This is a genomic window from Rhodobacteraceae bacterium M382 (assembly GCA_025141015.1).
Lineage (GTDB): Bacteria > Pseudomonadota > Alphaproteobacteria > Rhodobacterales > Rhodobacteraceae > Aliisedimentitalea > Aliisedimentitalea scapharcae.
The window spans coordinates 3,474,030-3,499,367 of record CP081098.1; the positions used below are offsets into that span (position 1 = coordinate 3,474,030).

At 58.9% G+C, this 25,338-nt stretch carries 19 protein-coding genes; 5 read left to right on the plus strand and 14 right to left on the minus strand.

Annotated elements, in window-relative coordinates; translation table 11 throughout:
- Nucleotides 1–38: 38 nt before the first annotated feature.
- Nucleotides 39–1,661, minus strand: a complete 1,623-nt coding sequence (locus K3727_16165; GenBank protein ID UWQ90306.1) for a GMC family oxidoreductase N-terminal domain-containing protein — start codon at nucleotides 1,659–1,661, stop codon at nucleotides 39–41.
- A 120-nt stretch (nucleotides 1,662–1,781) separates the two neighbouring features.
- Here K3727_16165 and K3727_16170 point away from each other — a divergent pair, with 120 nt between their 5' ends.
- The 4 genes from K3727_16170 (at nucleotide 1,782) to K3727_16185 (ending at nucleotide 5,950) form a co-directional block, all read left to right on the plus strand.
- Nucleotides 1,782–3,014 carry a TRAP transporter substrate-binding protein gene (locus tag K3727_16170; protein ID UWQ90307.1) on the plus strand — a complete coding sequence of 411 codons (1,233 nt, stop codon included), beginning with the start codon at nucleotides 1,782–1,784 and terminating at the stop codon, nucleotides 3,012–3,014.
- Nucleotides 3,015–3,115: 101 nt separating this feature from the next.
- The gene (locus tag K3727_16175; GenBank protein UWQ90308.1) at nucleotides 3,116–3,784 is read left to right on the plus strand and encodes a TRAP transporter small permease subunit; all 669 of its coding nucleotides are present in this window, start codon (nucleotides 3,116–3,118) and stop codon (nucleotides 3,782–3,784) included.
- Nucleotides 3,784–5,142, plus strand: a complete 1,359-nt coding sequence (locus K3727_16180; GenBank protein UWQ93417.1) for a TRAP transporter large permease — start codon at nucleotides 3,784–3,786, stop codon at nucleotides 5,140–5,142. The genes K3727_16175 and K3727_16180 overlap by 1 nt, the downstream gene beginning before the upstream one ends.
- A gap of 10 nt (nucleotides 5,143–5,152) precedes the next feature.
- On the plus strand, nucleotides 5,153–5,950 hold the full coding sequence (locus K3727_16185) for an IclR family transcriptional regulator (GenBank protein UWQ90309.1): 798 nt from the start codon (nucleotides 5,153–5,155) through the stop codon (nucleotides 5,948–5,950).
- Nucleotides 5,951–6,012: 62 nt separating this feature from the next.
- Here the strand turns inward: K3727_16185 and K3727_16190 are convergent, their stop codons facing one another.
- The 13 genes from K3727_16190 to K3727_16250 all read right to left on the minus strand — a co-directional run bounded on the left by K3727_16190 (nucleotide 6,013) and on the right by K3727_16250 (nucleotide 24,472).
- Nucleotides 6,013–9,060, minus strand: coding sequence for an efflux RND transporter permease subunit (locus tag K3727_16190; protein UWQ90310.1), 3,048 nt, complete (start codon nucleotides 9,058–9,060; stop codon nucleotides 6,013–6,015).
- A gap of 10 nt (nucleotides 9,061–9,070) precedes the next feature.
- A complete protein-coding gene (locus K3727_16195) occupies nucleotides 9,071–10,114 on the minus strand; it encodes an efflux RND transporter periplasmic adaptor subunit (protein ID UWQ90311.1) in 1,044 nt (347 codons plus the stop codon).
- Complete coding sequence (locus tag K3727_16200; protein ID UWQ93418.1) at nucleotides 10,105–10,530, minus strand: MarR family transcriptional regulator; 426 nt, start codon at nucleotides 10,528–10,530, stop codon at nucleotides 10,105–10,107. The genes K3727_16195 and K3727_16200 overlap by 10 nt, the downstream gene beginning before the upstream one ends.
- A 226-nt stretch (nucleotides 10,531–10,756) precedes the next feature.
- Nucleotides 10,757–11,182, minus strand: a complete 426-nt coding sequence (locus tag K3727_16205; protein ID UWQ90312.1) for a universal stress protein — start codon at nucleotides 11,180–11,182, stop codon at nucleotides 10,757–10,759.
- Nucleotides 11,183–11,193: 11 nt separating this feature from the next.
- Nucleotides 11,194–13,827, minus strand: a complete 2,634-nt coding sequence (locus K3727_16210) for a TRAP transporter permease (protein ID UWQ90313.1) — start codon at nucleotides 13,825–13,827, stop codon at nucleotides 11,194–11,196.
- A gap of 82 nt (nucleotides 13,828–13,909) precedes the next feature.
- Nucleotides 13,910–14,872, minus strand: coding sequence for a TAXI family TRAP transporter solute-binding subunit (locus K3727_16215; GenBank protein UWQ90314.1), 963 nt, complete (start codon nucleotides 14,870–14,872; stop codon nucleotides 13,910–13,912).
- A gap of 600 nt (nucleotides 14,873–15,472) precedes the next feature.
- Nucleotides 15,473–16,840 carry an aminotransferase gene (locus K3727_16220; protein ID UWQ90315.1) on the minus strand — a complete coding sequence of 456 codons (1,368 nt, stop codon included), beginning with the start codon at nucleotides 16,838–16,840 and terminating at the stop codon, nucleotides 15,473–15,475.
- Nucleotides 16,841–16,853: 13 nt separating this feature from the next.
- Entirely contained in the window at nucleotides 16,854–18,440 is a 1,587-nt protein-coding gene (locus K3727_16225) for a trimethylamine methyltransferase family protein (protein ID UWQ90316.1), read from the minus strand.
- Nucleotides 18,440–20,506, minus strand: coding sequence for an NAD(P)-binding protein (locus K3727_16230; protein UWQ90317.1), 2,067 nt, complete (start codon nucleotides 20,504–20,506; stop codon nucleotides 18,440–18,442). The genes K3727_16225 and K3727_16230 overlap by 1 nt, the downstream gene beginning before the upstream one ends.
- A gap of 64 nt (nucleotides 20,507–20,570) precedes the next feature.
- Entirely contained in the window at nucleotides 20,571–21,629 is a 1,059-nt protein-coding gene (locus K3727_16235; protein UWQ90318.1) for an extracellular solute-binding protein, read from the minus strand.
- 19 nt (nucleotides 21,630–21,648) lie between these two features.
- Nucleotides 21,649–22,782 (minus strand): ABC transporter ATP-binding protein, encoded by a 1,134-nt coding sequence (locus K3727_16240; protein ID UWQ90319.1) that lies wholly within the window; start codon nucleotides 22,780–22,782, stop codon nucleotides 21,649–21,651.
- A complete protein-coding gene (locus K3727_16245) occupies nucleotides 22,779–23,576 on the minus strand; it encodes an ABC transporter permease (protein UWQ90320.1) in 798 nt (265 codons plus the stop codon). The genes K3727_16240 and K3727_16245 overlap by 4 nt, the downstream gene beginning before the upstream one ends.
- Nucleotides 23,573–24,472 (minus strand): ABC transporter permease, encoded by a 900-nt coding sequence (locus K3727_16250; GenBank protein UWQ93419.1) that lies wholly within the window; start codon nucleotides 24,470–24,472, stop codon nucleotides 23,573–23,575. Before K3727_16250 ends, K3727_16245 begins: the two co-directional genes overlap by 4 nt.
- A 32-nt stretch (nucleotides 24,473–24,504) precedes the next feature.
- Between K3727_16250 and K3727_16255 the strand changes: the two genes are divergently transcribed.
- Entirely contained in the window at nucleotides 24,505–25,251 is a 747-nt protein-coding gene (locus K3727_16255) for a TetR family transcriptional regulator C-terminal domain-containing protein (GenBank protein ID UWQ90321.1), read from the plus strand.
- Nucleotides 25,252–25,338 lie beyond the last annotated feature (87 nt).

Below are 25,338 nucleotides of genomic sequence, written 5' to 3' on the forward strand. Positions count from 1 at the left end.
GCACCACGACAGCGCAATTGCACCCAAAATAAATCGGCTCAGACAGAGACCTTGCGGTCCTCCAGGATCATGTCGCTGGCCTTTTCCCCGATCATGATGGTGGGCGCATTGGTGTTGCCCGACACGATGTCCGGCATGATCGACGCATCCGCAATCCGCAATCCGGCGATACCTCGCACCCGCAGCCGGTCATCGACCACCGCCTGATCATCATGCCCCATCCGGCAAGTGCTGGTGGGGTGATAGATGGTCTGGCTGATATCGCGGGCACATTGCAGCAATTCTGCGTCCGATTGCGGATTGTTGGCGGGAACATGTTCGCGCAGGACATAGGGGCTGAGCGCCTGGGTTCTGGTCATGGCGCGGGCGAATTTGACGGCCCGGACGGCACACAGCTGATCCGCCGTTGCAGACAGGTAATTCGGCACGATTTTGGGATAGTCCGACGCATAGGGTGTCGCGATGTGGATGTGGCCCCGGCTTTCGGGGCGCAATTGGCACACCGACGAGGTGATGCCGGAAAACGGATGCATTTCAATCCCCGGCTTGTCGGCGCTGAGCGGCTGGAAATGGAACTGGATATCCGGCGTGGCCAGCCCTTGCATGGATTTGGCAAAGATACAGACCTGGCTGGCACCCAGACTCATCGGGCCCTTGCGGAACAGCACATAATTCAACCCGATCCCCATGCGGGGAACGAACCGGTTGATGGCATCATTCAGGGTCTGGGCATTCACCTCATAGACCAGCCGGATCTGCAGGTGATCCTGCAAACATTCCCCCACGCCGGGCAATTCGTGGCGCACCTGTACCCCCGCCTTTTGCAGGACGTCACCCCGCCCAATTCCAGACAGCTCAAGGATCTGTGGCGACCCGATGGCCCCTGCCGACAGGATGACTTCGCCACCTGGGTTCAACAGCACATCGTGCACCTCGCCCTTGCGCGAATACCGCACCCCGATCACGCGGCGCGGGTCATTCCGGTCGAAAATCAGCTGTTCGGTATGCGCATGGGTCACAACTTCAAGGTTGGGTCGTTTCTTGGCCGGGTTTAAAAAGGCACGCGCGCTGGAGCAGCGGAAACCGCCGCGGGCGGTCTGGTGAAAATATCCGACCCCTTCCTGATCGACGCCATTATAGTCTTCATTGCGCGGCACCCCCATTTCCACAGCGGCGTTGATAAAGGCCTCGGAAATATCGCTTTTGGCCCGGATCAGCGAGACCGACAGACCGCCGTCTCCCCCGTGATAGTCATCAGCTCCGTTTTCATGGGCCTCGGACCGTTTGAACAGGGGCAGCACGTCGTCATAGCTCCAGCCGCGATTGCCGCGTTGGGCCCAGCGATCATAATCTTCCTTCTGGCCGCGCACATAAAGCAACCCGTTGATCGAACTGGACCCGCCCAGTGTCTTGCCCCGCGGCCAATCCAGCGACCTGTCGCCCAGCCCCGGATCCGGTTCAGTCTTGTAACACCAGTCCGTGTTGGGATTGTGCAGCGTTTTGAAATAGCCCACCGGCACATGGATCCACGGATTCACGTCCCGCCCTCCCGCCTCAAGCAGAATCACCCGATTCGCAGGATCTTTGCTCAGCCTGTTGGCCAGAACACAGCCGGCAGACCCAGCGCCTACGATCAGAAAATCGGCTTGTTTCGGTGACATACGGTGTTCCTCCCCGGGCTCAAGTCGCGAGGCGTTCAAAAACTCCTTGCGTCACACTTCAATATGACACTATTAATGAGACAACAAGTCTCAATAATCATCAAACGGGAGGAAATTTGGATGAGTGTTGGTGGAAACCTGCGAGGCATCTCGCGTCGTGATCTGTTTCGTGTGGCAGGTCGGTTCGGGATGAGCTCGACCTTGCTGGCAGCTGGTGGATTTGGCGGGGCGATGTCGCTGGCCAATCTCGCGGCGGCAGCTGAATCGACCTATGAAAAGCGCTATTCCAAACCGGCGAAGCACACGCTCAAGTTTGGTGCATCAGGCTTTAACGCGCAGAACCTGTTGATCGAACGCGCGGGTGCGCTGGAATTCGCCCGTGATCTGGAAAGCCGCACTGATGGCGAGATCCGGATTGAATTCATCGGCAACAACCAGATCTGCGGCCAGACATCCTGCGTCGAGAAAACCCAGCAGGGTATCGTCGACATCTATGCGGCATCGACCCAGAATTCGGCCGGTGGTGCGCCCTATCTGAACGTGCTGGACTATGCCTATATGTTCCCGGGCCGCGCCTCGCAGTATCATTTCCTCTACAGCCCCGAATCCCAGCGTATCCTGCGTGACCCGCTGGAAAAACGGCACGGGCTGAAATTCCTGTTCAGCCATTGCGAACTGCGCGGTATCCAGCTGGGCCTGGGATGGCAGGACAAACCAACTGTGACCAAGCTGGAACAATTGTTCGGCACCAAAAACCGCGTCACCGGCACTCAGCTGGGCCGCATCGCCATGCAGGCATTGAACCTGAACCCGGTTCCCGTCGCATGGGAGGAAACCCTGGATGGTCTGAAACAGGGTCTGATTGATGGTGCGGAAACCTGGGCCTCGGCTGTGGCCTATGCCAATATGTCCCCTGTGGTCAGCCAATCCGTCGATCTGAAATTCTTCTGTGGCACGGAACATACCTCGATGAGCGCGAGCGTGTTCGACAGCCTCGAAGGGTATCTGCAGGACGCGGTGATGGAGAGCGCCTATTGGGCCCAGACCCACGTGCAGGCCGCCAACGAAGCGGCGCTGGTCAAGACCGTCGGTCATTCCGATCCACAGATGCCCGGCACCATTTTTGCGGAAAACAACGTCCGCAACGCCTTCCTGGCCGACGACCAGATCAAGATGGCCGAAGAAATGTGTTCGCCCGAGTTCCAACCGCAATTGTGGGAACAGTGGCGGGATCGTCTGAACAATTGGGCCGGTGGCATCGACACCTATCAGGAGATCTATGACATCGCCCGCCAAGTCCCCGCAGACATGAAGCCTGAAAACGTCGAGCCACGCCGGTGGTGGAAAGCCTGATCTGACAGGCAAATTTTCGGGTCGGCGCGTGGTATCATGCGCCGGCTTGTTTGCATTTACCAAGACCGGGCACACCCGGCGCACAGGAGGGGGAGGATCCAATGGCACTCTGGTCCGAGATCAGCGACATTTTCAGCGCCTTTGCGTCCCAGGACAGCTGGGAAATCCGCAACGCACTCAAATCTAACGGAGCCTGGGTGTTCGGTGCCGTGGCGACCGCTCTGGGCGGGCTGGCCGTCATGTGGATCTATAGGTTGGTGCCCTGGCTGGACCGACATCTGGAACGCACCATCATGGTCTATAGCTATCTGGCGATTGCGTTCATCATCTTTTGGGGTGTGATCGACCGGTTCATATTCTCCAATCAACAACCCTGGTCCACAACCATTCCACCCTTGCTGTTCATGATCATGGCATGGTTTGGCGCAGCGTTTAACGTGCGGTTGCGCACGCATCTCAGCTTTGCCGAATTTCGAACCATTATGCCGCGCGGTGGACAGATGGCCTGTTTGACGCTGGACGCGGTGCTGTGGTTCATCTTTTCGGTCATCGTGCTGGTCACGACGGCCCGTATGACGGCATTGTCGGCCTCAAACTTTCAGATCGTTCTGGGCACTGACAACGTGATGCAGTGGTGGTTCCTGATCACCGCGCCAATGTCCTTTTTGCTGATGGCCGCGCGGGTATTTGAGAACCTGTTCGAAGACATCGCCAATTTTCGCAGCGGCGACCCGCTGATCAAACAAGCCGTGATCGGGGGAGATGTATGATGACCGATGGAACCTGGGTTACGCTGATCTCTCTCGGGGTCACCATGTTGTTCATGCTGGGGGTGCCGGTGCTGTTGGTCATCGCCTATTGGGTGATCGGCTGTTCGTTTGTGCTGGGACTGACGTTGGACAATATGGGGGCCGAGCTGCTCAATGTGTTCAACAAGGGGTTCGCCTTGTTGGCCATGCCCCTGTTCATCCTGACCGGCGACCTGATCAATCAATCCGGCATCGCCCGACGATTATCCGATTTCGCCTATTCCTGTCTGGGTTGGCTGCGCGGTGGGCTTGCCATGGCTGCGCTGGGAGCGTGTGGGTTGTTTGCCGCCATTTCGGGGTCGAATTCCGCCACGACTGCCACCATTGGCTCGATGTTGCACCCCGAAATGGTCAAGGGCGGATATGACGAACGATTTTCCGCCGCCACGGCCGCTGCGGGTGGCACCGTGGGCATCATCATTCCACCGTCAATCATTTTCATCGTTTACGGGTTCCTGATGAACCTGCCAATTTCGGATCTGTTCGTGGCCGGCATTCTGCCCGGTGCCCTGATGGTGATCGGCATGCAACTGGCCTGCTGGATCATCTGCCGCATCAACGGTTGGGGCTACCTGATCCCGCTCCAGCTGAACCGGGTGCTGAAGACAGCCTTTGGGGCCTGGCTGGGATTCTTTGCAATCGGGCTGGTGCTGTGGGGCATCTACACGGGGAAGTTCTCGCCGACAGAAGCCGCCGGGGTGACCGTGGGATTCTGTGTGATTGCCGGGCTGGTCAGCTATCCGTTGAACCGGATGATGGGGTCAACGCCGGACAAACCGGTTTCGGACAAAAGCTATGGCGAGATGTTCGTCGTCGAAGGGTTCACCCCGTTTCAGATCCCGTCCATCGTGGTGCGATCAGCCCAGATCACTGGCATTCTGGCGCCGTTGATCGCGATTTCGGTGGTGATGCAACAAATTCTGTCGTTGCTGGGAGCACAACAGACCATCGGTGATTTCGTCACCTCGATGGGTGGCTATCATGCGGTCTTGTTCACCTCGATGGTGATCGTGTTCTTTTCCGGCATGGTCCTGGAAAGCCTGCCTGTCACCATTATCCTGGCTCCGATCCTGGCCCCGATTGCGGCCTCGGTCGGGATTGATCCGATCCATTTTTCGGTGATTTTCCTCGTTGGTGCGTCGATCGGCTTCATCACGCCGCCCTATGGTCTCAACCTCTATGTCGCATCGGGTGTGACGGGCGTTCCCTACTTCCGTCTGCTGCGCTATACAGTGCCCTACCTTGCAGCCTTGATCGGCGTTTGGGTGCTGGTATCGCTGGTGCCGGAGCTCGCGTTGATCCTGTTGCCCAACAGATGAACGTGATGCGATGCCCGACCCGACCCTGGACAATGCGAGCCCGGAAAAAGAGGCGCAGATTCCCACCAATCTGCGTCTTCTTCTGCTCCTCGAAGAGGTCGCCCGCCTGGGCACCGCCGTCAAACCCGGTCAGCTGATCGGCACCATGGGATTGCCCAAGCCGACCATCCACCGGCTGCTGCAAACCGCCGAGGCCGAAGGGTTCCTGCAACGCGACCTGGACGGGCGGTCCTATGGGCCGGGGCCGCGGCTGCGGGCGCTCGCGGTACATACGATGTCCTCCGAACATCTGCGCACCGCACGGCTCGCCATTCTCAAGGCCGTCGCCGAGGAAATCGGCGAAACCTGCAATCTGGCCACGCCCGACCGCGAAGGCATGACCTATCTGGACCGGGTCGAAACCAAATGGCCCCTGCGTATCCAATTGCCCATCGGCACCCAGGTGCCGTTCCATTGTACCGCCAGCGGCAAGATGTACCTGTCCACCCTGCGCCCGGCCACGCTGCGCGGCGTGCTGTCGGCCCGGCCACTGGAACGTCAGACCGGTCGCACCATCACCGACCCCGACGCGCTGATCGACGAACTCGCACGGACCCGCGCCCAAGGTTATTCTACCGACGATGAAGAATTCATGAACGGCATGGCGGCAATCGCGGTGCCGATCCTGGACGGTCAGAACCGATTGCTGGCCACCCTGTCGGCCCACGCCCCCGTCCAGCGCCGCACCCTGGACGACATCAAGGCCTTCCTCAGCCCGCTCAAAACCGCAGCCCACAAAATGGCCAAATTGCACACCGACCCGACATGATGCACGAAAAATGCCCACCTGTTTCCAGGTGGGCATTGTCGTCTGTCCGGTATGGTGGCGGATCAGGTCGTAGCCGCCGCCAATTCGCGCTTCTCTTCACGGGCAAAGAAGATCAGATAGAACACCGGCGCAGCCACCAGGGTCAGGATCGTGGCAAAGGCCAAACCACCCATGATCGTCACCGCCATCGAGACAAAGAACGCATCCCCCAGCAGCGGCACCATGCCCAACACAGTGGTCACCGCGGCCAGCATGACGGGGCGCAGACGTGACACGGATGCCTCGACAATCGCCTCGCGCAGCTGTTTGCCGTCGGCGCGTACCAGGTCGATTTCCTCGACCAACACAATGCCGTTCTTGATCAACATCCCCGACAACGACAACAGCCCCAGCAACGCGGTAAAGGTAAACGGCAGCCCGGTTCCCAACAGGCCGATCACCACCCCGTTCACCGACATCGGCACCAACAGCCAGATAATCACCGGCTGGCGGATCGCATTGAACAACAGCACCGAAATCAGCACCATGATCAGCGCCGACAGCGGCAGTTGTTTGCCCAGGCTTTCCTGGGCTTCGGCTGAATCTTCGATCTCGCCGCCCCACGCCATCTTGTAGCCCGGCGGCAACGGCATGGTGTCGATGCTCTCTCGGATCTCGGCCATAACAGAGACCGCTGTCAGATCCGGCGGAATATCGGTGCCAACGGTCAGCGTCGCAACCCGATCACGGCGATGCACCAACGTGTTCTGAACTTCGGTTTCCACACCGTCGATCATCTGTTCCAACGGCACAACAGTCCCCGCCGAGCTGGAAAACACCATCTGATCCATCAGGTTATAATCGCCGTCGCGTGGGCGTCGAATAATGATCGGGATCAATCGGTCACGCTCGCGAAATACGCCCCCGACGATGCCGTCAGTCGAAAACAGCAACGTATCGGCAATGTCCTCGCGGCTGATGCCAGCCGTCTGCGCCCGGTCGGTGGCATAGGTCGGTTTCAACACCAGTTCCTGTTCGCGCCAATTGTTGCGCACATCCAAAACGTTGTCCGATGCAGCAACCAGCCGGTTGGCGGCTTCTTCTCCCAGTTGGCGCAGCACCTGCGGGTCCGGGCCGTAAAACCGCACCTGGATCGGATCGCCGCCTCCGGGGCCAAATACCAGGCGTTTGGTGCGGAATTCACCCTCGGGGAACCGTTCCTTGCCAAAGCGTTCTAGATCGGCCTGCAGCGCGGGAATGTCATCAATGGTTTCGGTGCGAATGATCAGATGGCCATAGCTGGGATTCGGCTTTTCCGCCGAATAGGTCAGCATAAAGCGGCTGGCCCCCTGCCCGACAAAGCTGGTCACGGACACCACGTCATCGCGGTCTGCCAGCCACGTCTCATACACACTCAGATGGGACGAGGTGGTGGCGATGGCGGTGCCTTGCGGCAGCTTGTAGTGGACAAAGAACAATGGCGTGTTCGAGTTGGGAAAGAACTGTTGCTTCATCAGGCCAAAACCCGCGAAGCAGACAACCGTAACCGCCACCAGACCAATCACCACCAGCCAGCGCAGCTTCAGTGCCAGCCTCAGCATGGAACCATAAACGCGGAACAACAGACCGTCATAACTGCCGGCATCGCCGCTTTTGCCCTGTTTAAAGAAGTAATGCCCCAACAATGGTGTTGCAGTCAGCGCCAGCACCCAGCTGAGCAATAGCGAAATACCGATCACTGCAAACAACGAGAACAGGAATTCCCCGGTCGCATCCGGGCTGAGCCCGATCCCGGCAAAGGCCATGATCCCGATCACAGTGGCCCCAAGCAGCGGGATTTGGGTTTTCGAGGCGGCTTCGTCCGCGGCATCGCGCGAAGATTTTCCCCGCAGCATCGAAATCTGCATACCCTCGGCAACCACGATGGCGTTGTCCACCAACATCCCCATGGCAATGATCAGCGCGCCCAGCGAAATCCGTTCCATTTCGATGGAGAACAGGTTCATGAACATCAGCGTGCCGACCACGGTCAGCAACAGCGTTGCCCCCACCACGATGGAGGCCCGCCACCCCATGAAGATGGCGAGCACAGCAACCACGATGGCCACAGACATGGCCAGATTCACCAAAAAGTCGTTCGACGCCTGTTCCACCACCACATGCTGTTGGTAAATCGGTTCCAGTTCGACGCCATACGGGATCTGCGGCCCCAGTTCGGCCAGCTTGGCGTCAACGCGTTTGCCCACATTGACGATGTTTTCCGTCGCCAGACCGGCAATCCCAAGGGTAAAGGCCTCGGTACCGTTGAACCGTACGATCAACGCGGGATCTTCCTTGCGGGCGCGATACACATCCGCCATGTCGATCACATTGATGACCTCGCCCTGGGCACCGACCGACAGACCGGCGATCTCGGACACGCTGTCAGAGCCATCCGGAACCTGCAGGATCGTCTTGGCCGGACCGGCATCCAGCGCCCCGGCAGAACGTACCGAATTCGAAGTGGCAATGGCGTTCCCAATCGCGGACATCGGTACATTCTGATTGATCGAAATCGCCAGATCCGGTTCGACAAAGATCGCCTCTTCGGGCAGCCCGGACACTTCGACATCAGCGACCCCGTCCACGGTCAGCAATTCGCGCCGCAAAAAAGTTGCCAGTTCGTGTTTTTCGGCGTCGGTATAACCATCTGACGTGACCGCGTAAAACAGGCCGAACACGTCACCAAAGCTGTCATTGACATAGGGCTGCCCGACACCATCCGGCAATCCACGCGCAGCGTCACGGATACGGGCGCGCAGTTTGGTCCAGATTTCAGGCAGTTCGGTACCGTCATAGGTCGATTTCACCTCGACCTCGATCAGCGAACTGCCGGGGCGGTTGATCGAGGTGATCAGCTTGACCTCGCCCATTTTCTGGATCGCTGATTCCAGCGGTTCGGACACCTCCAATGCCACCTGTTCGGCGGTGGCTCCGGGGTATTGGGTCGCAATGACCACCTGTTTGATGGTAAAGGCCGGATCTTCGAGCCGCCCCAACGACAAAAACCCCCATATGCCGCCAAACAGGGCGATCAGCATGATCAGCCATGTGATCAACGGCCGTTCAATGGATGCGCGTGCAATGTCCATGATCGCAGCCTCAGTTCGCAAAACCGGTAAAGCGGCGCACCGCTTGACCGTCTTTTAAGGCGTTGCCCCCCACCAGGACGATTTCCTGCCCGCCGGTCAAACCGCTCAGCACCTGAAAGGCACCCTTTTGGGTCGGCTGTATTTCGACAGACGTCCAGGTCACAGTGCCTTCGTCTGCGCCCATGGGGTCAAAGACCATCACGCCGATGTCACCGCTGGGCTTGGTGACCAAAGCGGTAGGTGGCAATGTGATTGCAGTTTGGTCGGTGTTGACCCGAACTGAAACGGTCGTCGACGACCCCGGATAGATCTCGAACCCGTCGGGCGGGGTCAGGGCGAATGTCACACGAAAGGTCTGACCGACATTGCTGGCTTCGGCGTCGAATTCCAGAATGCGCAACGGAAATTCTTCGTTCCGGCCCGGAAAGGTCGCGGCAATGTCGAACCCGCTGTCACCATCGGTGCGCTGGAACAGGATTTCGGGTACGTCGACTTCGATGTGCAGTTCGGACATGTCGTGCAGACGCACAATGGGCGTGCCAGCCGATACCGTTGAATAGATCGCCACTTCGCGGCTCGAAACCAACCCGTCGAATGGCGCGTTCAGGGACGCATGTTTCAGGTCGTATTCGGCATTGCGCAGGGCAATGGCTGCCAGCGCGGCGTGGGTTTCGGCGTCATCAATCGAAACCTGGCTGACCGTGCCCTTGAGACGGGTCAACCGTTCGACGGTGCGTTCGGCCTGTTCCAATTGCAGCCGGGCCTGGTCCAACTGCAACTGGAACTGCTCCAGATCCAGTTCGGCGATCAAATTGCCCCGGTTGACGATGAATCCTTCGGTCACCGGGAACAGGACCACCTGCCCCCCGACCTGAAAAGCCAGATCAACCGTATCCTTGGCCGCGACCTGACCGTAAAACTGGCGTTCCACCGCCATGCCGCCTTCTTGGGTGGTCATCAATTTGACCGGTTTCAACACCTCCTGCGCAAGGGCCGGATGGGTGGTGGTGAACAGGGGGATCATAAGCGCCAGAAAGGCAGTTCTCATTCGCATTTTGCGAGTCCTTCGGGAAAGCTGTTGCGCATAACATTGTCATGGATCTTGTCTGCCAGTTCGGCAAAGATCCGGGTTTCTTCCGGCGAAAGACCGGCGGTGGCGCGGAAGAGTTCCCCGGCCGTCTGTTCCATTTGGCGTCGGCGTTCCCATCCGGCTTCGGTCAGCTGCAACAGCCAGGCGCGCCGGTCTGCGGGATCGCGTTTGCGTTCGATGTATCCCAGGTTCTCCAGGCTATCGGCTGCGGCAGTGATCGCGGAGGGCACCGTCAACATCAGCCGTGCCATCACCCCCATCCGGCGCGGTTCATCCAACCGGATGATCATGTGGCATTCCTGATCTGCCAGCGCCGGTTCGACATTGATGCTCTCGATGCCTTCATCGAGCTTCCAGTAAAGCGCGAACACCCCCATCATCGCCCGGATTTCAGGCGTCAGGGTTTTCAGCTCGTCATCGGATTCATCCAGGGCCATGCCAACGCTCCGCATAGGGTTGCGAGCTGATATACTTCTGAATTTGAACTATTCAATAGGCAAAGCAATGGTTTTTTGTGCACCCAGCGCGCACAATTGCGCGGCTGCGCACAGGCACAGCCGCGATCACAACCGCGATTGGGCTGACACAGTGTCGCCGCCCTATTGATTATCGGATCACAAAAACCGATTGCGTCGCGTGTCGGGCAATACGTGCAGCATTGGGGCCGATCAGATAGTCCTGCAATTGCGATTTATGGGCGCCAACGACAATCGCATCGGCCCCGATGATTTCGGCTTCCTGGAGGACACGGTCGTAGATGGTGCCCTGATCCACCAGGAAATGCACCTCGGGCAGGTCGGCGAACCGGTCCTTGCCCCATGTCTCCAACGCGGTGCGCGCCTCGGTCAGGATTTTCTTGGAGTGTCCGGGCCCAAAGAACGACCCGACAATGGCCATGCCATAATCGGGCACCACGTTCATGACGTGTAGCGCGCTGCCGTCGGCTTGCGCCATCTGCATGGCCACTTCGGCGGGGCGTTCGGCCCCTTTGAAATCGTTGACGTCAACCGTCAGCAGGATTGTCTTGAACATCTTGTCCTCCCTCAAAAGGCGGGTTGCGTGGCACGCGGACGCTGGATCAACACCAGCCCCGCAAGCAGCAACAGCGCCGGGATAAAGAACAGCTCCTTGGGCAAGCGATCATTTTCAACCTGCACCTGGGCAATGACCACCGGGCTGTCGCCGTAGAAATCATATTCGTTGCCCAAAGCTTCGAAATGCGGCGTGCCGGGGAAGGGTTCGTCCAAAAGCAGGGTGTCACCCTCTTCGATCACGCTGAGCCCCTGGTCCGACAATGCCGTCACTGCATCCCCCGCCACGGCGGGGATTACCACGGTTGTCGGACGGATCTTGCCCGTGTCAAAATCGGGTCCTTCGATCAACAGCCGAATGTTATTGCCGCTGGCCTGATCCGTCATCAGGCTCAAGGCCGCAGGCCCCGAAGATGAAGCGTATTTGTCCGACACCTGATCCAGGAAGAAATCAGGCCGGAACAGCATGAAGGCAATGACCAACAGCAGCGCGCTTTCCCATTTGCGGGATTTGGCGATGAAATACCCCTGGGTCGCAGCCGCGAACAACAGCATGGCAATCAGCGCAATGACAAACACCAGCACCGCCTTGAGCGGCCCCACGTCGATCAACAGCAGGTCGGTGTTGAAGATGAACAGGAACGGCAACAGCGCCGTGCGGATGTCATAGCCAAAGCCCTGAATGCCGGTTTTGATCGGATCGCCGCGGGAAATTGCCGCCGCCGCATAGGCCGCAAGCCCCACAGGGGGCGTGTCATCCGCCAGAATGCCGAAATAGAACACGAACATATGCACCGCGATCAGTGGCACCACCAGGCCCGATTGCGCCCCGACCGTCACGATCACCGGCGCCATGAGCGAACTGACAACGATATAGTTCGCCGTGGTCGGCAGCCCCATGCCCAGCACCAGGCTCAGCACCGCCACCAGGAACAGCAGGATCATCAGGTTGCCACCCGAAATCACCTCGATCACCTGACCGATCACCTGATGGGCCCCGGTCAGGCTGATGGTGCCGACGATGATACCGGCAGCCCCGGTGGCAACGCCGATACCGATCATGTTGCGCGCGCCCATGATCAAACCCTGAACAAAGTCGCCCCAACCGGCGCGGCCCTCGCCACCGATATCGCCACCGCGAAAGAACGCCTTGAGCGGGCGATGGGTCAGCGCAATGATGATCATGAAAATGGTGGCCCAAAACGCCGACAGCGCCGGCGACAGCCGGTCCAGGCTTTCGGTGCGCACCATCAGATTCCACACCAGAATGAAAATCGGCAGCGCGTAATAGGCCCCACCAATCAGCGTCGGCGTCAGGCGTGGCGCATGGGGGACGGGCGCGTTGGGATCATCCACCGCAATATCCGGGTACCGCGCGGCCACGGCCACCAGAAACACATAGAGCACCGCAACAATGGCCACGGCGGCATAGACCGTTTCCCCCATCATCGGCTCCAGCAGCATCCGCACGCCAACCATCAGAAACGTCGCCACACCCAGAAAGATGAAGCCGGAAAGGAACAGGATCAGGATCATAAGAACGCCGATCTTGCGACCATCCTTCTTCAACCCTTCCAGACCCATTTTCAGGCTTTCCAGATGCACGATATAGAGCAGCGCAATATAGGAGATCACCGCCGGCAGAAACGCGTGTTTGACCACGTCGATGTAGGGAATATTGACGTATTCCACCATTAGGAAGGCCGCAGCCCCCATCACTGGTGGCGTCAGCTGACCATTGGTCGAACTGGCGACTTCGACCGCGCCGGCCTTTTCCGCCGGAAAGCCAATGCGCTTCATCAGCGGGATGGTAAAAGTGCCGGTGGTCACCGTGTTGGCAATCGAGCTGCCCGAAATCATCCCGGTCATCATCGAAGACAGGACCGACGCCTTGGCCGGGCCACCGCGCAGCGCGCCCAGCAGCGCAATCGCCACCTTGATGAACCAATTGCCCCCGCCCGCACGGTCCAGCAATGCACCAAAGAGAACGAACAGGAAAATCATCGTCGTGGACACGCCCAAGGCAACGCCGAACACGCCTTCGGTCTGCATCCAATAGTGCCCCAATGCCTTGGTCAAAGAGGAACCGCCGTAGTTGGTGATATTGCGGATCCATTCGCTTTCACCGCCAAAGAAGGCCAGCAGCAAGAACGCCGACGCAATACAGACCAACGGCAGCCCAAGCGAACGGTAGACACAAATCAGCAGCACGATCAGACCGATCGCGCTCATCACGACATCGGATGTGCTCCACAACCCTGGCCGGTCTGCAATCTGGTAGCGAAAGAAAATGAGGTAGAGACAGGCGCTGACCCCGAGGATCAGCAAAGCCCAGTCATACAGCGGGATCCGGTCCTTGGGTGAATTCTTGAACAGGGGAAAGGCCATTGTCGCCAACGTGATGGCAAAGGCCAGGTGCACGAACCGTGCCTGCGCCACGATATTGGCAAAGTCGGAAAATCCGGTGGCCAGCGCCAGAACCCCCGGCAGTTTGGAGGCGATATACAGCTGAAACAGAGACCACAGGATACAGATCGCAATGATCGCCCGCCCCTGAATGCCGGATGGATTGCGTGCACCGGTGTCCGCTTCGGCCACCATGGCGTCGGCTGTGGCGGTGCCATCTGTCTGATGATCTTGTGCCATATCACTCCCCTATGTTCTTTTTGGATGCGCCCCTCGTTTGGTGGGGGCGCATCGCATCATTCAAACATCCGTTGGGAAAAGGTTACTTCAGACCCAATTCCATATAGGCTTTTTCGGCCCCGGGATGCAGCGGTGCGCTCAGACCGTCGCTGACCATTTCTTCGGCTTTCAGATTGGCGAACGCCGGGTGCAGCTTGCGGAAGTCTTCGATGTTTTCCATCACCGATTTGGCAACCACATAGACAACGTCATCCGACACAGTAGCCGACGTCACGAATGTTGCGCCCACACCAAAGGTGGTGGTGTCGCCATCGGTGCCCTTGTACATGCCGCCGGGAATGACCGCCGTGCGGTAGAACGGATTGTCGGCAACCAGCTTGTCGATCTCGGGTCCGCTGACCGACACCAGTGTTGCGTCACAGGTGGTGGTGGCTTCCTTGATCGCGGCGGCGGGGTGACCGATGGTATAAATCATCGCGTCAATATTGCCATCACACAGCTGTTTGGCCATTTCTGACCCTTTGTATTCGGTTGCCAGCGCCAGATCACCCATACCGATGCCAAAGGCGTCCATCACCACTTCCATGGTTGCGCGCTGACCGGATCCGGGATTGCCCACATTGACCCGCTTGCCTTTGAGATCGCCAAAGCCTGCAATGCCGCTGTCGGAGCGCACGATCAGTGTAAAGGGTTCCGGGTGGACCGAGAACACGGCGCGCACATCCGGGAACGGGTTGTCCTTGAATTTGGAAGTGCCGTGATAGGCATGGTACTGCCAATCGGACTGGGCAACGCCAAATTCCAGCTCTCCGGCCTTGATGGTGTTGATATTGTAAACCGACCCGCCGGTGGACTCCACGGCGCAGCGAATGCCATGTTCCTTGCGGCTTTTGTTCACCAGACGGCAGATCGCGCCACCTGTGGGATAATAGACCCCGGTGACACCGCCGGTGCCAATGGAAATGAACTCTTGCGCAGTGGCTGCACCCGAGAATGTCATGGATGCGATCAATGCCGCACCTGCCAATTTAAGTTTCGAAATCATCTGTACTCCCCTTTTCTAGTATAGCGATGATCATATTTCGGTCGGCGTTTCGTGTCCGATCACCCGATCTCTGCGCGGGCCTTGGGTTGGATCCCAAAGTCCCGGAGTACCGAGCGCATACCTGCAAGCATATGCCGCCATATTCTGGACCAGCTGCCTTTCCTTTCGGTTCAGTGCCAAGACCTTGGGCAGAGCCAACCATGAAGGCCCACAGGCGTAACGGAGAAAAAAATCAAACTCTCGTCACCAGAGCCGTTTTGCTCGAAACTGCCCCACACCCAAATTCGGCTTGCATCGCTCACCGCGACCGGCACCAAACGTGAGAACCCTCACGATAGCACATCATCCCGGTATGCGGTGACTGGCTTGCATCACCTCGTCCACGAATCCTCCGATCGCAGTCAAAGGATTTCACTTGGTGTGCCATGCGTCAACATCAGGCTCCGTAACGTCACCCTGGCGAAATCCGTTTCGGATCAATGTTTTCAACGATCCTGTTCACCAAACAATGCCCGGTGGGCCGAGCGCAAAGACAGACGCCGCCCCCTGAGGGACGGCGTCATTTTCATCACCCGACGGGACAATCTGCAATGGTCGGCTCTATTTTGCAGGTGCGTCCATCGCGGCCCGAACACCATCCTGCAGGATATCGAACATCTGGTTGATTTGCGTTTTTGTTATGATGAGGGGGGGAGAAAAGACGCACATGTTTATGATTGGTCTCAGGATCAGGCCGTTTTTCTGGCAATGTGCATCGATGATGGTTCCGAGTTGATAGTCGTTTTCCAGGGATGTTTTGTCACCCATTTTGCATTCGACACATCCCATCAGGCCCATTCCGCGTGTATCGGCGACGATGTCCAGCTCAGACAGCGCGTGCAGTCGTTCCTGGAACAGCGGTGTGACCTCACGCACATGATCCAGGATGCCTTCGGATTCGATGATTTCGATATTCTTCAGCGCGGCCGCGGCGCTGACCGGATGACCCGAATAGGTAAACCCGTTCGAAAATGTCGCCCCCTGCGCGGCGGCACCGGATACCTCGTCAATCAGCCGATCCGAGATAATGCAGCCCCCCATTGGCACATAGCCTGATGTCATGCCCTTGGCGCAGGTGATGATGTCGGGGGTGATGCCGAACACCTCCTCGGAGGCGAACCAATGTCCCAAACGGCCAAAGCCGGTGACGACCTCGTCGGAGATATACAAAACATCGTGGCGGCGACAGATTTCGAGGCAGCGTTTGTGATAGCCCGGCGGCGGTACGATCACCCCACCAGAGGCCAGAATGGGTTCTGCGATAAAGGCCGCCACCTTCTCTGCGCCCAGGTGCAGGATCGCCTGCTCCAGATCCTGCACCTTCTGGTCCAGAAAATCCTCCATGCTGGTGCCTTCATCCCGGTGCAGCGGGTTCACATCCGGCAGGAAATGCGCCAGCCCCTCGGCCTTGTCCAGCCACAGCCGGTCACGCTCCTTGCCGCTGACGCTGGCCGCCAGATAGGTAGAGCCATGATAGGCTTTGTGCCTGGAGATCACGATCTTCTTTTCCGGGTGTCCCAACAGGTTGTTGCGGAATTGAATGAACCGCAGTGCGCTATCGACCGCCGTGGACCCGCCGGTGGTAAAGAACACATGGTTCAGATCCCCCGGCGTACGGGCGGCAATTTCATGGGCCAAACGCGCAGCGGTCGAATGGGCATTGTTGAACGGCGAAAAATAGGCCATCTGACGGGCCTGATCGGCCATGGCATCGGCCATGTCATCGCGCCCATAGCCAATCTGGACACACCACATGCCCCCCGGCCCGTCGATCAGACGATCGCCTTTTTCGGTAACCACATAGACGCCCTCGCCCCCTTCAACAAAGGTACGCTCGTTGTGGCCAATCGCCTCCATGCCCTCCCAGGGGTGGACAAAATTCTCATTGTCCCAGCGGTTCATCGTGGCGTGATCATTGTATTTCAGCATGTCATACCCCCCATCAGACGACATTGGCGCGTGGGGCCGGACGGGTCATGGTGTCGGCCTCAAAAACGATGTCGAATTCGCTGCGCACCTGGGCATCTGCGCCCCCAAAATAATTCGGGAAATGGCTGTTCAGGATGGCGTCGGATTTGACCCTGGCCCGCTCCAGCAGGTCGGTCTTGCCTTCGGTTTCCCAGGTGTCCGTGCGTTCGCGGTCCATCAGCTTGGGATAGACATATTCGTTGTTCATATAAGACAACGTATGCGGATTGCCCAGGAAATGCCCCGGATCGATCGCGCAAGTGTGGATGACGTCAACGGCCAGGGTCTCGTCCGACACTTCGATGCCGCGCAGAGTGCGCAGGATCATGCCGCCTGCTTCATCATCAATCACCATGCTCTCGAAACTGCACCCCATAAGGGATCCGATCATGCCGCCAAATTCGCACAGTCGATTGGCGCCGGCATGGGCCGCAAGCGTAAAGGTCAGCGCCTTTTCCAACCCGTATTGCGCATCCGGGATCTTGGCATCGGTCATGCCCGCGCCCACCGACGTGGGCAGGTTATAGAAATTGCCCATCTGAACCGCGGCTGCGCCGATCAGCGCCTGTTCTCCGCCACCGCCGGTGAAGGATCCGCTGCGCAGGTCGGTGATGAAGGGCCAGGCCGCAAAACACACCGGGCACCCCGGATTGATCAGATTCACAATCGCCACACAGGCCAGGGTTTCGGCAACGGCCTGCGCCAACGTCCCGGCCAAAGTCGCGGGAGCTGTAGCCCCGGCCTGCGGCGGGACGGCCAGATCGACGGTCAGCCCCAATTTGGCCGTGTCGATCATCAATTCCAGGTTTTCGCGACCAAAACGCAGCGGCGACACCACAGGGCAACCGCCAAAGATCACCGAAGGTTTCTTTAAAAAGCTCCCTTCGCCACCCGAGGCCAGATCGAACATGCGGATCGCATGGGGCAGATGGCTGCGATCGCGGAAGGTCAGACAGGCGGGTTTCTGACTGCCCGCAAGAATGGAATAGGTGACATTCATGTCATGGGCCAGATCGCCCGTCACATCGGTGGCCAATACCGTGTCACCCAGCATGTGGATGTTTTCCAGCTGATCGACCAGCCGGGTAAAATCATAAACGTCCCGCAGGGTTGATGGGCGATAGGATTTGGTCTCGGCGTCAAAGGTGGTAACCGCCGTGCCCGAGTTCGAGAAATATACGCTTTGCGCGGTGCAATGCATGTCGTCTTTGCCAGCGCGCTCGCCCCGCGCATGGACATAAAATTCGCGCGCCGCCCCAGCCAGCAGATCCTCCATCAAGGCGCGGGGGAAACACAGCCGGTTGTGCGCATTCAGCACGGCCCCCTTTGGCAGCACCAGATCCAGCAGCTCGGGCGTGTGATCGGACAGGCCGGTTCGGTCCAGAATGGTCAGCGCCGCATTGTGGATGCGCTCCATGTCGACATCCGACAGGGGCTTGTAACGCCCCCCGCTCAACCCGGCGCGCACCGCTTCGTTGCCGGTGGTTTCGGACTGGGTAACAAGGCGGGCCTGACGCCCTCCGCTGCGGCGGCTGGGGCGTCTTGCGGACATGTTGGGCATTAGATTTCCCCTTCTTCAAGGTCGATGATTTCACGGCGGAACCAGTCGCGGTCCACCTCTGTGTCTGAGCGTTCAAAATTCCGGGCAGCCATATGTCCGCTGTATGTCGCGTCTGCGATGAGCGCCGGGGCGGCGGCGTCCCCGATGAGCTGGAGAGTTTTGAGCCCCTTGGCTTGCAAACCGGTGTAAAGCGCCGTTTCGCGGGTGCGTTCGGTGACCAGCACCGCAGACCCGCAGGAAAACTGGGTGGGACGGCTGGTAAAACTGCAGACACTCTGCACCGTGGCCGCGTCCACCCCGGCCAGGATCTGATTACAGCGGATGTCCACCCCCAGCTCGATCAGGCGGGTCTGGATGCGGTGCTGTTCCAGGGTCAGCCCGGTAAAGGACGACACCAGCGGTTCGGGGGTGACGAAGGTCACCGCATGCCCGGCCACGGCCAGCTGTTCGGCGATCACCCCGGCGATATAGGCGTGATCATCATCATAAATCACCACCGGCCCATCGGGCGGCCGGATCCCGGCCATGATGTCATCCGGGGTCAGGATCACCGCGTCCGGTGCAATCGTGGGACGCGCGCGCAGCGTGTTGCGCCCGACACCATCGGCGCGCCACTGGGCCCCGGTGGCGACAAAGACATTGGGAATACCCAACTCCAGCACTTGGGCGGCATCAAGGCGGCTGTCCGTATAGATCTGCACATTGGCGCGTTGGCGCAGGTCGTGCAGACGGTAATCGGCCACCCGGATCCAGGCCCCCAGGCCAGGCAGCCGGCTTTCGCACAGCACCCGTCCGCCCAGCTCGGCGCGCGCTTCGGCCAGGGTCACCTGATAGCCGCGCCGGGCCAGTTGCATGGCACATTCCAACCCCGCAGGACCGGCCCCGATCACCAGCGCATCCTCCTCCTCGCCCTTGGCAGCGATCTGTTCAGGATGCCAGCCGCGGCGCCATTCCTCGCCCATGGTTGGGTTCTGGGTACAGCGGATCGGAACCCCGGCGCTGTCGGCAGCAACACAGATGTTGCACCCGATGCATTCGCGGATCTCGTCCACTCGACCCTGTTCGATCTTGGTCGGTAGGAAGGGATCGGCAATCGACGGGCGCGCGGCACCGATAAAATCGACAATCCCCTTGCGCACCATCGACGCCATCATGTCCGGCGAGGTCAGCCGCCCGACCCCGACCACTGGTTTGGAAGTCACGGATTTCACGAACGAGATATAATCGTTCTGATACCCATCGAGCGGCTGGAACCGTGTGGTGGCGGAATCATTGGCCCAACTCGTCACATTCACGTCCCACAGATCCGGCAGCTCTGCCAGCATCTCGACCACGGCGCGCCCCTCTTCGGCGGCCTGCATGCCATCCGCGCCCAGCATCTCATCGACAGCGAACCGGAATGCCACCGCACAGGTATCACCCACCGCGTCATGGGTCTCTTCCAACAGCTCGCGGGTCAGACGCAGCCGGTTTTCCAGGGATCCGCCATATTCATCCGAGCGATCGTTCATATGGGGTTTCAAAAAGTGATGCGCCAACGTCATGTCATGCCCGGCATAGACATATACAATGTCAAACCCCGCCTCGCGCGCCCGCAGCGCCGCCGCCCGATGCCAGCGGCGCAGATCGCGAATGTCGGATTTGTCCATGGCACGGGCCTGTTTGGGATAAACCAGCTCCAGCGACATGTCCGAGGGGGCCAACACCGGAGCCCGGCTCAGCAGGTTCTGGGCGTGGCTGCCATTATGGGCCAGCTCTATGGCGGCCAGCGACCCTTTGGCGTGCACGCCTTCGGTCATCAGCCGCAACGCCGGAATGTCGCGGGCATCCCACAGCCGGTTTTCCGCATAAGGCGACAGATCCGAGGTCGGGTGGATCTCGGTCTCCTGATTGCAGACCACAGCCCAGCCACCTTCGGCCTTCATCGCCCGCATTGCCGCCTCTGCACGGGGGCGCAGATGGCCCATGCCATTGCAATGAGGCACCTGAAAGAAACGGTTGCGCGCGGTCACCGGACCGATCTGCACCGGTTCAAAAAGCACAGAATATGGGTTCGCCTCTGACATGAGAACGCCTTTTTGTCGGGTGATTGTCGGGGACCCCATATGGAGCCCCCGGTGTTGGGGGTGTTTAGAAGCCGGCCTTGATGCGCTCGAATTCCTTGAGCATCTTGGCTTCAAGCTCGGGTGTGACCGCGTCAAAGAACAAGCTGCCTTCAAAGAAGGATTTGGGGTCGTCAAACCCGTATTGCGCAATCAGGTCCTGATCCGAGATACCAAAGGCCTCGGCATTGGCATGCGGATAGCCCCAGCTTTCGATGATGTATTTGCCGCTGGCCGCATCCGAGAGCGCGTTCAGGTGATCATAGATCTGATCCACCGGCGTGGTTGACGATTTCAGATGCACATAGCCGCAAACCCAGGTGGCAATGCCCTTGTCGATGTCGCGCATCATCTTGGCCGGGGTTTCATTCCAGATCAGGTTCAGCTCGGACTGGTTCCAGGCCCAGCCCATCTCCAGCTCACCTGACGCCATCGCCTGGTCCATCTGCCCTGCATCCGACCAGTAGAACCGCACATTGGGATGGATCGAACGCAGGAAGTCGGAGGCCTGTTGGAACTGTTCATCGCTGAGGCTGGTGTAATCAGCGCTGTTGCCCGTCGCCAAGGATGCCAACGCATAGGCCGACGAGGCCGCATCCGGGATCGAGATCTTGCCCTGATAGGCCGGATCAGCCAACAGCTGCAGTGCGATCTGTTCATCCGTGATCTTGTCCGTGCGATAAATCAGACCGGTGTTGCCCCATTCAAACGGCAGCATGTACAGCTTGCCATCCAGCATGATGCCATCGACATCCTTGATTTCAGGCAGCATCGCGTCCCAATTGCTCAGCTTTGCGGGATCCAGCGGCTGGATCAGATCAGCTGCCACCCATTTGCGGACCGCATCCGAACAGGGATGCGCCAGATCCGCCGCAAACCCGGACTGAAGCTTGGTGAACGCCTCTTCCTGGCTGCCAAAGAACGTATAAGACGGGGCCGCGCCGTATTTCTCCATATAGGCCCCAAAAAACCCCTGATCCTCGTAGCCGGACCAGTCAAACACCGTTAGCGCCGATCCATCGGCCAAGGCCGTGTTGGCGGTCAGAACGGCCGAAATGGCCAGTGACCCGAATGTTGTAAATTTCATCTGTATTCTCCCTGAGTGATTATTGGTTGCGGTCCTGATCGGCCCCCGGATCAGGCCCCAGATCAATCACCGAGGCGCTTTGCACCCCCAGCCAGACCTGATCGCCGGGCCTGTGATCGACAGTGTGGAAGTAATTCGGAACCGAGGCCGCAATCGGCCTGTCGATGCCCGCCACCTGCACATGGTAGTGAACATTCTCTCCGTAAAAGGCGACATCGCGGATGGTGCCCTGCACGGTGGCGTCATAACCGTCGGGCCGAGTGCCCGAGATCTCCAACTGTTCGGGACGGATCCCGACCGAGATCACCCGCCCGCCCGGGCGGACATTGGGATTGCGATCAATGGGCAACAGACCAAAACATGGGGTTGTCACGGTGATCCGATCCCCGTGGTCGTCGGTGATTTCAGCGGGCAAGAAATTCATCTCACCAATGAAACTGGCCACCTCGCGGGTGCCGGGTTTGGCATAAAGCGTCTGGGGCGCATCAACCTGTACCAATTCGCCGTTGAACATCACCCCGATGCGATCGGACATGGTCATCGCCTCGTATTGGTCATGGGTGACCATGACGAATGTGATGCCCAGGCTTTGCTGTAGATGACGCATCTCGAACTGCATCTGCTCGCGCAGCTTCTTGTCCAGCGCAGACAGCGGTTCATCCAGCAACAGCACCTTGGGCCGCATCACCAGCGCGCGCGCCAGAGCCACACGCTGACGCTGACCACCTGACAATTCGGTGGCACCGCGGGTTTGCAAGCCGCCCAGCTCGACCATCTCCAACGCCTCGCTGACGCGGGCCTCAATCTCGGATTTGGCAATCCCGCGCCCGCGCAGACCATAGGCCACATTGTTACCCACGTTCAGATGCGGAAAGATCGCATAGCTCTGGAACACCATGTTGGTGGGCCGCTTGTTGGCCGCAATCCCATCCATGTCCTGACCGTCGATCAGAACCTGACCCGCTGTCGGGTCCTGGAACCCCGCGATCATCCGCAACACCGTGGTCTTGCCACAACCCGAGGGGCCCAACAGCGAGAAGAATTCACCTTCGCGCAGGTTCAGAGACAGATCCGATACCGCCTGGAAGGTGCCGAACCGTTTCTGCAGGCCCTTGATTTCGATAATGTTCTTCTGGTGCACGGGCGGCCTCATGATGCTGTGGATCGGGCAGATCTGGTCGAGCGGGAACGGAAGTATTCGGCCACCACCAACAGCAGCACCGAGGCCAGCAGCAGCAGCGACCCCAAGGCCAGCGTATTGGGCAACTTGGCCGGAAAGCGGATCTGGCTCCAGATATAGACCGGCAGCGTCGGCTGGTTGCCCGACAGAAAAAACGCCAGAACAAATTCATCAAAGCTGACCGTGAAGGTGACCAGAAAACTGGCGACAATCCCCGGAGCCACAATGGGCAACGTCACCCGGCGAAAGGTCTCGACCACACCACATCCCAGATCGTATGACGCCTCCTCGAACGAGACATCAAAATCGTCAAACGCCGATTTCAGGATCGACACGGAAAACGGTAGCGCCAAAAACGTATGCCCCAGCATCACGGCGGTCAGCGACGGCTTCAGCCCCATCGAGATGAACAGAACCAGCATCGAAGACGCCACGATGATCCCCGGAATGACCAGCGGCAACATCACCAGCGCCTCCGACGCCTCCTTGCCCCGGAACCGGTAACGCACATAGGCGCGCGCCGCGAACAACCCCATCGACGTCGCCATCAACGCCGTCACCATCCCCACCAGCAGGCTGTTGAGCAACGCCTGGATCAGCGTCTCCTGCCCGCCCAGCTGGCGGTACCATTCCAGCGTCCAGCCCTTGATGGGAAAGGCCACGATGGTGCCGTCATTGAACGAAAACAGCGGCAGAAACAGCACCGGCAGGTACAGAAACGCCAGATAGGCCACCGCATAGATCGTCAGCGCATTGAACCGCTTCATTTGATGCGTCTCCCCAATCCGGTTGCCGACAACACAAACAGCACCGCCACAAACCCCACCGCCAACATCGCAAGCAACGACAACGTCGCACCCAGCGGCCAATTGTTCGCCGCGCCGAATTGAACCTGGATCAGATTGGCAATCATCTTGCCGTCCGAGCCCCCCACCAGCGACGGCGTCACATAATCGCCCACCGTCGGGATAAAGATGATCAGACAGGCGGCAATGATGCCCGGAATGGTCAGCGGCAGCGTCACCCGCCAGAACCGCTCGGCTGTGCTGGACCCCAAATCCCGCGCCGCCTCCAGCAGCGAGGGATCTATTTTTTGCAACGACACATAAATCGGCAGGATCGCAAACGGTGCCCAGGCATGGGCCAGCGTCAGCACCACCGCAAATTCATTGTACAGCAGAAACGTCAGCGGCGTGTCGATCACACCCAACCCCAATAGCGCCGAGTTCAACACGCCGTTGAACCCCAGGATCAGCTTCCAGGCAAACACCCGCAGCAGATAGCTCGACCAGAACGGAATGGTGATCAATAGCAACCACAACGTCTGACGCCGCGCCCGCAACGCGATGAAATAGGCAATCGGATAGGCCAGCGCCACCGTCACAATCGTCACGGCCCCCGCAATCAGGATCGAGCGGATCATCAGATGACGCACCAGTGGATCATGCAACGCCTCGACGTAGTTGGCCAGCGTCACCGTCCTGTCAATCGACACATATGTCTGCGTCCACAGCGAATAGGCCACCAGAATGACCAAAGGCGCCGCAACCAGGAACCCGACGTAGACCGTCGCAGGCGCGCTCAGCGCCACTCCCCGTCCCGTTTCGCTTCGCAGATTGAACACTTCGCCCTCCCAGTCGGGGTCTACCAAAATCACACCCATTAATGGACGATCGTTCATTAAGTATTGCCCGCATGCCGCGTTTCTGTCAATCTCGCAGACAGATAATCTCGCCGCTCAACCCATTTGAGGATCTCACGACCTTGAAAACGAACACAAAAAAATCCGACAGCTCAGATCAAAAACGCACCGCGCGAAGGAATCCAAAGGCCAGCAAGGAAACTCTCATCCGCGCAACTCTCGACACAATCGCTGAAATCGGAATCACAGACACAACAGTCTCCAAAATCATTCAAAAGGCAGAGCTGTCGCGCGGCATGATCCATCTGCATTTTGGTGGCAAAGACCAATTGCTGGTTGCGGCAGTTCATTCCACAAGCATCGAATACTATCAGGAAGTCGACCGGCGGGTTGCCATGGCCGGGAACAATCCGGCCGATATCGTCATGGCCGTGATTGAGGCAGATCTGAGCGAAACCCTGCTCAATGAGCGGTCGGTCCGGATCTGGCACGCCTTTCGGGGGGTCGCCAGAACAAACCCGGAAATCGCACGCTACAGCAGCACCCGGGATCGCCGCCTGCGCGACATGATCCGGGGCGCATTCGACACATTGGCCGAAGGTGGCGATCCCGACGAGGCAAGAGTTCTGGCCCGTGATGCGACATCGGGAACCCTGGCGCTGTTGGAAGGCATGTGGGTGGACTTCATGTCCAACACCGACGATTTTTCCCGCCCGGTCGCCGTTTCAATCGTGTGCAGATTTCTGGCCGGGCTATTTCCGTCCCATTTTGAGAACAGGCGTCAGCCCGAAACACCCTGACGCCCGCTGTCAGGTGCGGTGGCACGCCTGGTTTTTCTATGGTGCAAACCCGCCATGTTCCCCCCTGCTATCGAATATTGAGTTTGC

Coding starts and splice junctions, on each gene's coding strand:
- K3727_16165 (UWQ90306.1), bottom strand. CDS start 1,661: ATGTCACCGAAACAAGCCGATTTTCTGATCGTAGGCGCTGGGTCTGCC.
- K3727_16170 (UWQ90307.1), top strand. CDS start 1,782: ATGAGTGTTGGTGGAAACCTGCGAGGCATCTCGCGTCGTGATCTGTTT.
- K3727_16175 (UWQ90308.1), top strand. CDS start 3,116: ATGGCACTCTGGTCCGAGATCAGCGACATTTTCAGCGCCTTTGCGTCC.
- K3727_16180 (UWQ93417.1), top strand. CDS start 3,784: ATGACCGATGGAACCTGGGTTACGCTGATCTCTCTCGGGGTCACCATG.
- K3727_16185 (UWQ90309.1), top strand. CDS start 5,153: ATGCCCGACCCGACCCTGGACAATGCGAGCCCGGAAAAAGAGGCGCAG.
- K3727_16190 (UWQ90310.1), bottom strand. CDS start 9,060: ATGGACATTGCACGCGCATCCATTGAACGGCCGTTGATCACATGGCTG.
- K3727_16195 (UWQ90311.1), bottom strand. CDS start 10,114: ATGCGAATGAGAACTGCCTTTCTGGCGCTTATGATCCCCCTGTTCACC.
- K3727_16200 (UWQ93418.1), bottom strand. CDS start 10,530: ATGATGGGGGTGTTCGCGCTTTACTGGAAGCTCGATGAAGGCATCGAG.
- K3727_16205 (UWQ90312.1), bottom strand. CDS start 11,182: ATGTTCAAGACAATCCTGCTGACGGTTGACGTCAACGATTTCAAAGGG.
- K3727_16210 (UWQ90313.1), bottom strand. CDS start 13,827: ATGGCACAAGATCATCAGACAGATGGCACCGCCACAGCCGACGCCATG.
- K3727_16215 (UWQ90314.1), bottom strand. CDS start 14,872: ATGATTTCGAAACTTAAATTGGCAGGTGCGGCATTGATCGCATCCATG.
- K3727_16220 (UWQ90315.1), bottom strand. CDS start 16,840: ATGCTGAAATACAATGATCACGCCACGATGAACCGCTGGGACAATGAG.
- K3727_16225 (UWQ90316.1), bottom strand. CDS start 18,440: ATGCCCAACATGTCCGCAAGACGCCCCAGCCGCCGCAGCGGAGGGCGT.
- K3727_16230 (UWQ90317.1), bottom strand. CDS start 20,506: ATGTCAGAGGCGAACCCATATTCTGTGCTTTTTGAACCGGTGCAGATC.
- K3727_16235 (UWQ90318.1), bottom strand. CDS start 21,629: ATGAAATTTACAACATTCGGGTCACTGGCCATTTCGGCCGTTCTGACC.
- K3727_16240 (UWQ90319.1), bottom strand. CDS start 22,782: ATGAGGCCGCCCGTGCACCAGAAGAACATTATCGAAATCAAGGGCCTG.
- K3727_16245 (UWQ90320.1), bottom strand. CDS start 23,576: ATGAAGCGGTTCAATGCGCTGACGATCTATGCGGTGGCCTATCTGGCG.
- K3727_16250 (UWQ93419.1), bottom strand. CDS start 24,472: ATGGGTGTGATTTTGGTAGACCCCGACTGGGAGGGCGAAGTGTTCAAT.
- K3727_16255 (UWQ90321.1), top strand. CDS start 24,505: ATGCCGCGTTTCTGTCAATCTCGCAGACAGATAATCTCGCCGCTCAAC.